Annotated in this window: 9 protein-coding genes; 5 read left to right on the forward strand and 4 right to left on the reverse strand. The window is 60.8% G+C overall.

Going from position 1 to position 12,737, the window contains the following annotated elements:
• Positions 1-27 precede the first annotated feature (27 nt).
• The 5 genes from FHS03_RS11610 (at position 28) to FHS03_RS11630 (ending at position 9,581) form a co-directional block, all read left to right on the forward strand.
• On the forward strand, positions 28-1,509 hold the full coding sequence (locus tag FHS03_RS11610) for an adenosine deaminase family protein (protein ID WP_183441124.1): 1,482 nt from the start codon (positions 28-30) through the stop codon (positions 1,507-1,509).
• A gap of 477 nt (positions 1,510-1,986) precedes the next feature.
• Entirely contained in the window at positions 1,987-5,430 is a 3,444-nt protein-coding gene (locus FHS03_RS11615; protein WP_183441125.1) for a TonB-dependent receptor, read from the forward strand.
• Between the two features lie 156 nt (positions 5,431-5,586).
• Positions 5,587-7,281, forward strand: a complete 1,695-nt coding sequence (locus FHS03_RS11620) for a bifunctional metallophosphatase/5'-nucleotidase (protein WP_183441126.1) — start codon at positions 5,587-5,589, stop codon at positions 7,279-7,281.
• A gap of 15 nt (positions 7,282-7,296) precedes the next feature.
• Positions 7,297-8,517: a phospholipase D-like domain-containing protein gene (locus FHS03_RS11625; protein ID WP_183441127.1), complete on the forward strand. Its 1,221-nt coding sequence runs from the start codon at positions 7,297-7,299 to the stop codon at positions 8,515-8,517.
• Positions 8,514-9,581 carry a S1/P1 nuclease gene (locus tag FHS03_RS11630; protein WP_183441128.1) on the forward strand — a complete coding sequence of 356 codons (1,068 nt, stop codon included), beginning with the start codon at positions 8,514-8,516 and terminating at the stop codon, positions 9,579-9,581. The genes FHS03_RS11625 and FHS03_RS11630 overlap by 4 nt, the downstream gene beginning before the upstream one ends.
• 2 nt (positions 9,582-9,583) lie before the next feature.
• Here the strand turns inward: FHS03_RS11630 and FHS03_RS11635 are convergent, their stop codons facing one another.
• The 4 genes from FHS03_RS11635 to FHS03_RS11650 form a co-directional block, all read right to left on the reverse strand.
• Positions 9,584-10,060, reverse strand: coding sequence for a hypothetical protein (locus FHS03_RS11635; protein WP_183441129.1), 477 nt, complete (start codon positions 10,058-10,060; stop codon positions 9,584-9,586).
• 64 nt (positions 10,061-10,124) lie between these two features.
• On the reverse strand, positions 10,125-10,766 hold the full coding sequence (locus FHS03_RS11640) for a hypothetical protein (RefSeq protein ID WP_183441130.1): 642 nt from the start codon (positions 10,764-10,766) through the stop codon (positions 10,125-10,127).
• Positions 10,767-10,943: 177 nt separating this feature from the next.
• A complete protein-coding gene (locus tag FHS03_RS11645) occupies positions 10,944-11,879 on the reverse strand; it encodes a transporter substrate-binding domain-containing protein (RefSeq protein ID WP_229426164.1) in 936 nt (311 codons plus the stop codon).
• A gap of 42 nt (positions 11,880-11,921) precedes the next feature.
• Positions 11,922-12,677: a DeoR/GlpR family DNA-binding transcription regulator gene (locus FHS03_RS11650; protein ID WP_183441131.1), complete on the reverse strand. Its 756-nt coding sequence runs from the start codon at positions 12,675-12,677 to the stop codon at positions 11,922-11,924.
• Positions 12,678-12,737: the final 60 nt, after the last annotated feature.

Raw genomic sequence — 12,737 nt, forward strand, 5'->3', positions numbered from 1 at the left:
CTTCCGATCAAACCGAAGAGAGCACCCATGCAGAAAACCGTCCCGAATCTGATGGCCGCGCTGGCCCTGGCATCCGCCTCAGCCTTTGTTGCGCCCGCCGTCCACGCCGCCAGCAACGAAGACATCACCAAGCGCCACTTCGCGGCGCTGGTGGCGGGCAGCCAGCCCAAGCTGGCCGAGCTGACCCTGTTCTTCACCATGATGCCCAAGGGCGGCGATCTGCATCACCACTATTCGGGTGCCATCTACGCTGAGCAGTATCTGGAGTGGGTGGACAAGCAAGGTTTCTGCGTCAACAAGGCCAGCTACCAGATCGAAACCAAGAAGGATGTGATCGAGGCCGAGCGCGCCAAACCGGCCGAGCAGCGTACTTGCGTCAACTCCTCGGAGCTGATCGCCGATAACGCCACTTACCGCGAATTGCTGCAGCGCTGGTCGACCAAGGACTTCTACAACCACGGCGCGGTACAGCCGCCGCCGGACCGCGCCTTCTTCGACACCTTCGGCTACTTCGGCCCGGTCGCGTCGACGAATACGAACGAGGGTTTGAAAACCCTGAAGCAGCGCGCAATCGCCGAGAACCTGAGCTATATCGAAACCATCTTCGAGCTGGCGCCCATGACCATGAACGCCCAGTTCGACCAGGCCGTGCAGGGCGCGGACCAGGCCAAGCTGCAGGCGCAGATGGCAGCTTGGCTGCCGCAGCTGGAAAAAGATGCGGGATTCAAGCAAGCCATCCAGGCCTACGTCGCCAATGTGCAAAACAGCAGCGCCGGCGTCGACGACGAGCACTTCACCATGCGCTACCAGCCTTATGTGCTGCGCTTCCTTTCGCCTTCGCTGGTGTTCTCGCAAATGGTGGGCGCTTTCGAAGCGGCCACGCTGGAAAAGAAAATCGTCGGTGTGAACATCGTCGGCGCGGAGAACTTCAATGTCTCCATGCGCGACTACAGCATGCATATGCAGATGTTCAAATTCCTGAAGACGAAATATCCGAAGGTCAAGGTTGCCCTGCATGCAGGCGAGCTGGCCATGGGCATGGTGCCGCCGGAAGGCTTGAAGTTCCACATCGCCGAAGCGGTGAATGTGGCGGGCGCCAACCGCATCGGCCACGGCATGGATATCGCGCATGAAAATAATGCATTGTCGGTCATGCGGACCATGCGCGAGCGCGGCATCCCGGTCGAGGTGAATCTGACCAGCAACGAGTTCATCCTCGGCATCAAGGGTGAAGCCCATCCGATCAATCTCTACCGTAAGCAGGGCGTTCCCTTCGTGATCTCGACCGATGACGCCGGCGTCACGCGCCACACGCTGTCGAACGAATACGTGCTGTTTGCCAGCCGCTATCAGACCGACTATACGGAAGTCAAGAAACTCTCGTATGACAGTCTGCGTTACGCCTTCCTCGACGAGGGCGAGAAGCAGCGCTTGCTGAAGCAGCTTGATGCGCGTTTCGCAAAATTCGAAGCAGATATCGCCGCATCCCAGCGCAATACTGGCAAGTAATTCCTCTCCACCCGGCAGCGTCCTGCTGCCGGGTTTCCCCTCTTCATTTCCTGTTGGATATTTGTGTGGCAAAGCTGCTACACATGACCAAACGCGCTTATGCGTTTTTGGGTGCCTCTTATGAAATTTTTTCAGCTTGAGGCCGCTCGCTTATAATGCCGCCTTAAAGCCGCCTAGGCACTACGCACACACGATCAAAAGTCGAGCTATTTATTCGTTTTGCATATGAATATGCAAGCTAAATTGAATTTGTCATCGTTTGGGGCTTGCTGCATATTGCCGGATTATCACGTCATTTTGCCGCAATTCCGGCTTAACTATGTCATAAAGTTGTCATAAACCTGTCATCTTCATGAAACCTAGTCCGGATAGACTCACGGGTTGGCTAACCAGTTGCAACACAGTAAAGAGGGGATGCGAGCTGTTTCCAAAAGAACAGTGAACATACCGAATAATTAGTCTTTTAGGGGTAATACAATGATGAATCACAAACGGCTCCGGCTGACGCAGATTGCGCTAAGCCTGTCTATCGCTCTCGCGGCAGCGCCGTCCTTTGCTCAGAACACGACGTCCGCCATCGGCGGCCGCATCTCCGCTAGCGACGGTAAGCCAGCCGGCGGCGCGACTGTGACCATTCTGCACGTCGAGTCCGGCTCGGTCAGCAATGTCACGACCGACGCTGAAGGCCGTTACGTTGCCCGCGGCCTGCGCGCCGGCGGTCCGTACACGATCACCATCACCAAGAACGGCGTCAGCGAAAAGCGTGAAAACGTCTTCGTTGAAGTGGCCGAAACCGCCAGCGTGGACGCGCAACTGGGCGCCGCCATGCAGACCGTGACCGTGGCCGGCGTGGCCGGTGGCCGCAACGAGAAATTCTCGAAGACCACCATGGGCACCGGCACCAGCATCAGCGCTTCCGAGCTGGCCATACAGGCTTCGATCGCGCGTAATCTGCAAGACTACGCCCGTACCGACCCACGCGTGGCCCAGACCGACAAAGACCGCGGCGAAATGTCCGTGGCCGGCCAGAACTCGCGTTACAACTCGATGACCATCGACGGCGTGGCAGTGAGCGACACCTTCGGCCTGGAGTCGAACGGTTCCCCGACCGCCAAACAGCCGATCTCGATCGAAGCGATCCAGTCGGTGCAGGTGAACGTGGCCAACTACGACGTAACCCAAAAGGGCTACACCGGCGGCAACATCAACGCCGTGACCAAGTCGGGCACCAATACCGTCAAGGGCAGCGTTTACTACGTCTTCCGTAACGACAAGCTGGCCGGCGACCGCTACAACGCCACCACCGACGATTACTACGCACCGCCGCCGTTCAAGGAAACCACCAAGGGCTTCACCCTGGGCGCGCCGATCATCAAGGACAAGCTGTTCATCTTCGCCAACTACGAGAAGCTGGAATCGAGTCCAAGCCGCAACACCCCGGCCTTCGGTCCGCTGGGCAGCGACAAGACCAACGTCGGCATCACCCCGGCCGCCATCGCGCAGGCGCAAAGCATCGCCAAGAGCCAGTACAACCTGGACATCGGCGGCTCGCAAGTGCCGGACGGCACCGCGCTGACCGTGGAAGACAAGCTGGTCAAGCTGGACTGGAACATCAACGACGACCACCGTGCCATGGTGCGTTACTCGCGCACCGAGCAGAGCGAGCCGTTCTTCAATAACTTCAACACCACCAACCTGTCGCTGAGCTCGCACTGGTACGATCAGAAGAAGAAAATCGATACCATCGTTGGCCAGTGGTTCGCCGACTGGACCCCGAACTTCAGCACCGAGTTCAAGGTTTCCTCGCGCGACTACGACAGCGTGCCGAACAACGCCGCCAAACTGCCGGCCATGGGCCTGTCCTTCAGCGGCGCGCTGCCAGCCGGCGCACCGGCTTCGCTGAGCACCGCTGCCCGTTCGCTGAACTTCGGCACCGAAAACAGCCGCCAGTACAACGTGCTGAAGACCAAGACCAAGGATGCCTATCTGGGCGCCAACTGGTCGCTTGGCGATCACGAAATCAAGTTCGGTACCGACTACAGCAAGAACGATATCTTCAACGCCTTCCTGCAGAACGTCAACGGTAACTACACCTTCGCCTGCGTCAACGGCTGGGACTACAAGACCGTCAGCCTGCCAGGCGGCCTGTGCTCGAACCTGACCCCGGCCAATATGGAAGCGGCCGTGCTGGAGAACTTCCGCCGCGGCCGTCCAAGCTCCTACACCTATCAGGTGGCTGCCCCTGGCGCCTCCCTGGAGCGTGACGCCACCGCCAACTTCAGCATGAAGAACTATGGCCTGTTCCTGCAGGACACTTGGAGCGTCAACCCGCGCCTGACTCTGAGCTACGGCCTGCGCGTTGATTACACCAGCGTCGGCGACCGTCCACGCACCAACGCCGTGGTTGCTTCCCCACTGGTGGCAGCAACCGCCGCCAGCGGCGGCCGCCAGACCGGCGGTTTCGGCCTGGACAACACCAAGACCTTCGACGGCCAGAAACTGTGGCAGCCGCGTCTGGGCTTCAACTACAATATGGACACCACCCGCCGTACCCAGCTGCGTGGCGGCGTCGGCCTGTTCCAGGGTAACGCCGCTGCCGTCTGGCTGGGCAACCCGTTCCAGAACAACGGCGTGTCGACCCTGGTGTACAGCTGCGGTTCGGCCAACAATGCTTGCCCGACCACGGACGGCACCTTCAGCACCGATCCTAACAAACAGCCGACCAACTTCCAGGGCAGCGCGCCAATCGCCAACGTCGACGTGCTGGCGCCTGGCCTGCGTCAGCCTTCGGTCTGGAAAGCCAACCTGGCTGTTGACCATGAGCTGCCATGGGAAGGCATCGTCTTCGGCGCCGAGCTGCTGCGCACCCAGACCCGTGACGGTATCTACTACCAGAATGCGAATATGGGCGCGGCGACCAAGATCGGTACCGACGGCCGTGAGCTGTTCCACTCGCCACAAGGCTACCAGACCAACTGCTGGCGCGATGACGGCCAGCCTAACCGTAGCGGCACCTTCGGCGGCACCAACTGCAACGGCTTCCGCGAGAAGTTCGGCAGCAACGCCAAGTTCGGCAACGTGATGGTCGCCACCCCGACCTCCAAAGGCTTCAGCAATATGGCAACCCTGTCGCTGAGCCGTCCAATGATTTCGGGCCTGGCTTACTCGGTGGCTTACACCTTCACCGAAGCGAAGGAAGTGTCGCCGCTGACCTCCTCGACCTCCGGCTCGAACTTCAACGGCCGTTCGATCTTCCATCCTAACGAGGAAAAAGAAGAGAACTCGAGCTACCTGGTGAAAGACCGTATCAACGCGTCGGTCAGCTTCCGCAAGGCCTTCTTCGGTACCTACCGCACCACCTTCGGCCTGTTCTATGAAGGCCGCAGCGGCAAGCCATACAGCTGGACCTACAACAACGACCTGAACGGCGACAGCGTTGCCGGTAACGACCTGATGTACATCCCGTCGAAACCAGGTTCGGGCGAAGTGGTCTTCCTGGGTGACACCGCGACCAGCCATGCGAACGAAGACCGCTTCTGGTCCATCGTTGAAGGCAACCGCGGCCTGCGCAACAGCAAAGGCGGCGTGGTTTCGCGTAACAACAGCTTCTCCAACTGGACCAACAGCTTCGATATGCGCATCAGCCAGGAGATCCCAAGCTTCATCAAGGGTCACAAGGCTTCGTTCACCTTCGACATCTTCAACGTGGGCAACCTGTTGAACAAGAAGTGGGGCCGCATCAACGAGGTGCTGTTCCAGGGCGGCGGCGCGCAAGCACGTAGCTTCGTGGACTTCGCTGGTCTGGATTCCCAAGGCCGCTACATCTACCGCCTGCGCGACAAGGTGGAAGATCTGGAAGTGCGCCAGTCCAAAGGCGAATCCCAGTGGGCCATCCAGGCTACGCTGAAGTATGAGTTCTAAACCTGAACAGGTTTAGTTCTAGATGAAACGGCCGGTGGCGACACCGGCCGTTTTTTCGTTTGCGCGGCCTGTAACGTAAAGTTTCGCCCCCATGGCGACCGCACAGCAGCGCGCCATTGGCCTGTACAATAATCGATTGTCTCCGGCATCCCTCTCATGAAACCAGCACTTCGCACCCTCGCTCTCGCCGCGGCTATTGCCATGCTGGCCGGCTGCGCCAGCCAGCGCCCCTCGAATCATCTTGTCGATATCAATCTGGTCGCGCTCAACGATTTGCACGGCCACCTGGAAGCGGGCAAGTTCACCTATAACGGCGGCCTCTTTGGCAGGCAGACCACGGTCAAGGCGGGCGGCATCGACACCATCGCCGCCGCGCTGCGGGAATGGCGCAAGGAAGACCGCGAGCTGCTGCTGGTGGGCGCGGGCGATATGATCGGCGCCAGTCCAGCCATCTCGTCGATGTGGGCCGACGAGCCGACCATCGGCGCGCTGAACATGCTGGGCTTGAAGGCGACCTCGGTGGGCAACCATGAATTCGACGCCGGCCGCATCGAACTGCTGCGCCAGCAGAAGGGCGGCTGCAACTCGCCGCGTCCTGACAAGGCCTGCAAGTTCTCGGCGACCTACGAAGGCGCCAAGTTCAATTACCTGGCTGCCAATGTGATCGACGTGGTGACCAAGAAGCCCCTCCTGCCCGCCTATGAGATCGTGGAAGCGCATGGCGTGAAAGTGGCCCTGATCGGCGCCGTGCTGAAAGACACGCCGTCCGTGGTGCTGGCGTCCGGCATCGCCGGCCTGAGCTTCGAAGACGAAGCCCAGTCCATCAACCGCGTGCTGCCCGAGCTGAGGGCGCAGGGCGTGGGGGTGTTCGTGGTGCTGGTGCATCAGGGCGGCCGTACCGAATCGGCCTTCGACAAGCAGGATTGCAGCGACCTGCAAGGCGAAATCGTGGACGTGGTCAAGCGCCTTGACCCCGCCATCCGCCTGGTGGTCAGCGGCCACTCGCACAAGGGCTATCTGTGCCGCGTCGACGGCAAGCTGGTGACGCAGGCCGAGATGGGCGGGCATATGCTGTCGCGCATCAAGCTCACCGTGGACAAGGCCGCCAACACCGTGCGCAGCGTCAGCGCCCGCAATGTGGTGATGCAGCCGAACTGGTATCGCTCCGTGCCGGAAGTCGACGCCTATCTGAAGAAGGTCAAGCAGCGCAGCGAACAGGAGCTGGCGCGTCCCGTGGCCCGCCTCGGCGCGGCCATCATCAGCCGCGAGCGCCATGACGGCGACGAATCCGCGCTGGGCAATCTGGTGGCCGACGCCACCTTGCTGTCCGGTCGCCCCTTTGGCGCGCAGATCGCTTTCATGAATGTCGGCGGCGTGCGCGCCAACCTGGAAAGCAATGCGGCCGGTTTTGCCACCGTCGGCCATGCCCAGGCCGTGCAGCCCTTCGGGAATACGCTGACCGTGATGAATATGACCGGCGCCCAGATAAAGACCCTGTTGGAGCAGCAGTGGGTGGGCGACAAGGCACAGTCGCGCGGCTTGTTGCAGCTGTCCGAAGGCTTTACCTATCAATGGGACCCGAAACAGCCGGAAGGCAGCCGCGTGGTGGCCGGCAGCGTCATGCTGCACGGTGTGCCGCTGGAAGACGGCGCCAGCTATCGCGTGGCCGCCAATGCCTTCATCGCCGCCGGCGGCGACGCCTTCCCCGAATTCGCCAAAGGCACGAACCGCGCCAACACCGCCGTGCGCGACATCGATTCGCTGACCGCCTATCTGATCAAGTGCGAACAGGACCGCAAGCCGGCCGGTTCCGCCACCGCCCAAGAACCGCGCATTCAGCGCCTCAAGTAATCACCAGGAGTAAACATGCGCCGCATCCTCGTTTCCGCCTTGCTCGCCACCGCTTTCGGCAGTGCGCAGGCCGATTTCACCATTCCAGGTTTTGAGCTGGTGCAGACCGCACCCGTTGAAACCACGCTGAAAAACGCCGACCTGCGCGACCCGATCACGGTCTGGTCCGAGCTGTTCGACAACGCCAAGTCCGAAATCGTGATCGGCCAATTCTACGCCGCCAGCGTGCCGGGCGCGCCCTTCAACAAAGTGATCGAACGCCTGGCCGCCGCTGGCCAGCGCGGCGTCAAGATCCGCTTCCTGATTGACCAGAAGGGCGTCGGCCTGTCCGAGCCGGACACGCTGACCCAGCTCAAAGCGATTCCAAACCTCGAACTGCGCGTGCTCGACTTCAGCAAACTGACCGGTAACGGCATCATCCACGCCAAATACCTGGTGGTGGACCGCAAGACGGCCTTCGTCGGCAGCCAGAACTTCGACTGGCGCGCCTTCACCCATATCCACGAAACCGGCTTGCGCATCACCGACGAGAAAATTGTCGGCCAGATCCACGCCATCTTCGAGCAGGACTGGAATGCCCAGGCCACGCTGGCGCAAGGCCGGACGGTGGTGCCGCTGCAGGCGAAAAGCCTGGCAGCGCCCAAGCTGGAGCAGGGCAGCTTCCTGCTGGCCAGCCCGGCCGCTTTCAATCCTGCCGGCGTAGCCGATTCCGAAGCCGCGCTGCCGGCCTTGCTGGCCGAAGCGCAAAGCGAGGTGCGCGTGCAGCTGCTGGACTATGCGCCGTTGAGCTACGGCCCGAAAGGCACGCGTCCCTACTACGCCGTGGTCGACAACGCGGTGCGCGCGGCCGCCAACCGTGGCGTGAAGATCAAGCTGATGGTCTCGCACTGGAATACCGAAGCGCCGGCGCTGGCCTATCTGAAAAGCCTGGCCATGCTGCCGAATGTGGAAATCCGCGTCGTCACCATTCCCAAGGCATCGACCGGCTTCATTCCTTTTGCCCGCGTCATCCACAGCAAGACCATGAGCATCGACGGCAAGCTGGCCTGGGTCGGCACCAGCAACTGGGCCGGCGGCTACTTCGACCTGTCGCGCAATCTGGAAGTGGTGATGCGCAACGAGCAGATGGCCCAGCGCGTGGCCGCCGTGCATGAGCAGATATGGAACTCTTCCTACGCCCAGCCGCTGGACGTGAACAAGAACTATCCGAAGCCGACCAAGGGACGCGAAGAATGAAGAAGCTGGCCTGCATCCTGGCGCTGGGCGCCGCCTGCGCCGCCAACAACGCCCTGGCCTGGGGCAATGACGGCCACCGCATCGTGGGCGCCATCGCCGACCGCCTGATCCAGGGTTCCAATGCCGAGAAACAGGTGGCGGCCCTGCTGCAGCAAGGCGAAAGCCTGGCCGGCGTCGCCAGTTGGGCCGATTGCGTGAAAGGCACGTACTGCGGCCCGCAAACGCCGGAGATGGTGGCGTACACCACGGCCAATCCCAAGCACAGCGAGTACCACTACACCGACGTGCCTTTCCAGCTGCCGAAATACCATGACCATGGCGTCGGCACGGCGGAAGAGGACGTGGTGCAGACGCTGAAGCAGGCCATCCTGGTCCTGCAAGGCAAGGACACGGCGGCGAATAACCCGCACCGCTTCAGCAAGCGCCAAGCCTTGCTGCTGCTGACCCATTTGGCGGGCGACATTCACCAGCCGTTGCATGTGGGCGCGGCCTTTGTCGGCAAGGAGGGCGGCTTCGTCGTGCCGCAAAAGCCGTCCGATATCGACTCGTTGGCTGTCTTCGATTCGCGCGGCGGCAATAATCTGCTGCTGGATGATGCCACCCTGCTGGCCAATAGCGAGAAGCTGATTCCGCCGGCGGCGCCGAAAGAGGGCGCTGACGCTAAACCCGCCAACGGCGTGGCGAAATCGCCGACCAAGCCCTTGCACTCTTACTGGGATACCACGGTGGTGGACTATGCCATGCGCCGCGTCAGCACGCGCACGCCGGAGCAGTTCGCGCAGTGGGCCATCGCCAGCAAGCCGGCGGTGGCGGCAAACAGCGGCGATCCCGTCACCTGGCCTTATCAATGGGCCGACGATGCGCTGGCCGTGTCCAAGCTGTCCTATGCCGACGTGAAGGTGGGCGTGTCGAGCAAGCAGACCAGCCGCAGCGGCGAGAGCTATACCGTGTGGTCGCTGGCCGTGCCGGACAACTATCCGGTGCCTTCATCTGCCATCGCGCGCGAGCAGCTGATCAAGGGCGGCTACCACCTGGCCGCCGTGCTGCAGGCGATCTGGCCTTAAACCTATTTGAATTCCGCGTTGCGCCCTAAAACTGCTCCGACATAATCCAACGGAACTTCTACCAAGCCTTGGTCTTCAATGAAGCTTCCGTTATTCAAAATGGTCAATTTATAGGTCACGCCCTTGGGCTGTGTATTCGTCGTGAAATCGACGCCGATAAAGGTTATGTTGAGACCTTGCCTGGAACAGGAAAGACCGAGGTGGCCCAGTAGCGGCTGCTTGAGCAGGGTTTGCGCAAATTTAGTATTCGAAATGTCGATTTTTCCGGCGCTGTTGATGCTCGAGGAAAAAAAAGCGTTGCGCTGATGCCGGTAAAACGCCAGTTCGTAATTGATTTCATTGCAGTGCGCTTGATGGAGGTCGGCGCGGAAGCCGGCCTCCGCCGGGCGGCTGGTGCTTACCGTGACCGAGGTCTGGGCCTGTGCGCTGACGGCCGTGGCAAGCACGATAGGTAGAGCGATTTTTTTTGCGATAAACATACTTTTTCCTCGCTGAAGATAAGGTCAATACTATCGATTTCCCTTATCTTCATCTATGTGTGGATTAGCGGGGGCAGCGGCCAGGAACGGTATCCTTGGTGATGTTTGCCCCGAGCGGTCTTACATCAGGACCGGCCGCAGTATATTCATAGGTGTTGCCGCTCGCTATATCGACGATATAGTTAAGCATGCCCGGATCGACAGCCGAAGAGTTGAGCAGATTTCTCGCGACAACGGTGTCGCCTGGTCCGCCACCGGCGTGATTGCCCGAACTGGAAGGGATACCGGTTTCCACGCCCGCAATCGGAGTGTGGGAATGGATCATGGCGACAATCACTTCACCGGCATTCAGCGGACCGGAGGCGAAGTTGACGTTATGAAGCTCGCCCTTGACCAGTTCGCTGGTGCGCAGGCTGCCATTGGCCATTTTGATGATGAATGTGCCAATTTCATGGTTCTGCGAGCCGGGCGTATGAATGATTTTGTTGGCAATGTGTATCGCCGTGTCGCGCAAAAATTCCAGTGAAAGATCTTTCGGGATAATGTCGGGCGCCAGTGATTGGTGCACCGTGCAGTAGCTGTCATGCGAAAATTGCCCGGGAGGGGGCGGCCCCATATTGGGGAAGGGGCGGAATAGCGGAAAGGGATCATAGTGTTCGTCATTACTGCCGATCACTGTAATGGGAGGCATGATTTGGTCTGACATCTTGAGTCCGTAGATCGATTGAAGGAGTCTGCTGCGATAACAGAGACAGTACGGACAGGAAATGAGCGGCCGCCACTGCAAAATCATCGAGCAGTTTGAATGGCTGACGATGGCTGGCCGGGAATTGCTTATTTAATTATATTGCATTTAAGAAAATAAATGCAATGATTGCATCTGTCAGCGCCAAGCGCCATTGGAAGGGGCGAGCCATAACTCGGAACGCTGCAATGGTGTCTCGGGCGAAAGGCTGGGATTGGGCAGCTCGATCACGCGGCGCTTGTGCAAGGCCAGCTTCTCCAGCAGCGGGCTTTTGTGCTGGCGGAACAAGGCGTTCAGGCTGCCGTCCTGGATCATCATCTCCAGGCCGGCCTTGACGCGTTGGCCCAGCTTGTCGCCGGCCGCGTCGCGCCGCACGAAGAAGTAGCGCGGCAGCGGGTAGTGCAGCAGCAGCGTCGGTTCCAGCGCCATTTCGGGCACGCTGGCGTGGCGCTCCTCGTATTCCCGCATCACCTCATCGGCCGAACGCGAAAAGAAGTCGAAACGGCGCGCCGTCAGCATGGCGAACAGCCCCTCGTAATAGGTGCCTTCCACCACCGGAATGCCGGCGGCCGTCAGGATATCGTTGTCGGCCCAGCCCTTGCCCTGGCCGACGCGGAATTTGCGCAAGTCCTGCAGCGTGCGTACGGCGGCGAAGCGCGGCAAGTCCTCTTTGCGCACCAGCAGCACGCGCATGCCGATCAAGCCTTTGTCGACCGGGATGCGGATGGGCTGGAACTGCTTTTCCAGATCGGGCGAGGTGGCGCGCACGAAGATGTCGATGACGCCCTTGGGCGTGGCCAGTTCCAGCGTCACGCGGCGTGAGGACATGGCTTCGGCCGAAGGCTTCAGTTCGAAAGGACCGTAGCGCGAGACGGTGCGCGCCAGCGCCGTGCGCAATACCGCCCAGTCGTATTCGAAGAAGGAATCGATGACGGGCAGGCGGCGCGGATAAACCACGCGCAAGGGTGTTGGCGGTTGCGCCGTCAGCGCGGTGGCTGCCGGCAGCACCAGTGCGCCCATGCAGGCCAACATCGCGCGCAGCGCCGCCCTGCGGTCATCCTCTGCCAAACCCATTTCCCACCTCTTTATCGTCCCGGACGGGTGCTTGGGCTTATCTTACGCCAATGTGAGCTTGATTCCCATGGCGCGATAGGGGGCAATCAGGCGCTCCTCTACGCCGGCATTGACCACGATGTCGCTCACTTGCGACAAAGGAGCGATCTGGAAGGGTGCGGCCGTGTCCAGCTTTTCCTGCGAGGCCAATACCACGGTGCGCAGCGAAGCGGCGCTGATGGCGCGCTTGACGCAGCCTTCCTCGTAGTCGCCGGTGGTGATGCCGGCCTCCGGATGCAGGCTGCACACGCCCATGAAGAAGATGTCGGCGCGGATCTGGCTGATGGCCTCCATGGTGGCGGCGCCCACTGCCACGATGGAATGCTTGAACAGGCGGCCGCCGATCATCAGCACGTCGATGCTGGGGTGTTCGGCCAGCTCCACCGCGATGGAGGGGCTGTGCGTGACCACCATGGCGCGCAAGTCGCGCGGCAGGTGGCGCGCCAGCTGAACGGCCGTGGTGCCGCCGTCGATGAAGACCACCTGGCCGGGACGCACCATGGCGGCGGCGGCGCGGCCGATGGCGGGTTTGGCGTCGGCTGAAATCTGCTGGCGCTGGGCAAAATTGCCCATGGCCGGCGAGGCGGGCAGGGCGCCGCCATGCACGCGCTCCAGCAAGCCTTCCTTGGCCAGTTCGCGCAGGTCGCGCCGTATCGTGTCCTCGGACAGGTTCAGGCGCTCGCTCAGGGTTTTGGCGACGATCTGGCCATCCTGTTTCAAGATTTGCAGCAGCAGCTCTTTACGTTGTCGGGTCAACATGTTTGCACGAGTTTTCTTGATATTGCACGATAGTGCGTGATATTCAAGAAATACGCAAAC

The organism is Pseudoduganella violacea (genome assembly GCF_014191875.1).
Classification (GTDB): domain Bacteria; phylum Pseudomonadota; class Gammaproteobacteria; order Burkholderiales; family Burkholderiaceae_D; genus Rugamonas; species Rugamonas violacea_A.

Excerpts from the sequence above, each read along its gene's own strand:
- FHS03_RS11610 (WP_183441124.1), top strand. The coding sequence starts at position 28 with ATGCAGAAAACCGTCCCGAATCTGATGGCCGCGCTGGCCCTGGCATCC.
- FHS03_RS11615 (WP_183441125.1), top strand. The coding sequence starts at position 1,987 with ATGATGAATCACAAACGGCTCCGGCTGACGCAGATTGCGCTAAGCCTG.
- FHS03_RS11620 (WP_183441126.1), top strand. The coding sequence starts at position 5,587 with ATGAAACCAGCACTTCGCACCCTCGCTCTCGCCGCGGCTATTGCCATG.
- FHS03_RS11625 (WP_183441127.1), top strand. The coding sequence starts at position 7,297 with ATGCGCCGCATCCTCGTTTCCGCCTTGCTCGCCACCGCTTTCGGCAGT.
- FHS03_RS11630 (WP_183441128.1), top strand. The coding sequence starts at position 8,514 with ATGAAGAAGCTGGCCTGCATCCTGGCGCTGGGCGCCGCCTGCGCCGCC.
- FHS03_RS11635 (WP_183441129.1), bottom strand. The coding sequence starts at position 10,060 with ATGTTTATCGCAAAAAAAATCGCTCTACCTATCGTGCTTGCCACGGCC.
- FHS03_RS11640 (WP_183441130.1), bottom strand. The coding sequence starts at position 10,766 with ATGTCAGACCAAATCATGCCTCCCATTACAGTGATCGGCAGTAATGAC.
- FHS03_RS11645 (WP_229426164.1), bottom strand. The coding sequence starts at position 11,879 with ATGGGTTTGGCAGAGGATGACCGCAGGGCGGCGCTGCGCGCGATGTTG.
- FHS03_RS11650 (WP_183441131.1), bottom strand. The coding sequence starts at position 12,677 with ATGTTGACCCGACAACGTAAAGAGCTGCTGCTGCAAATCTTGAAACAG.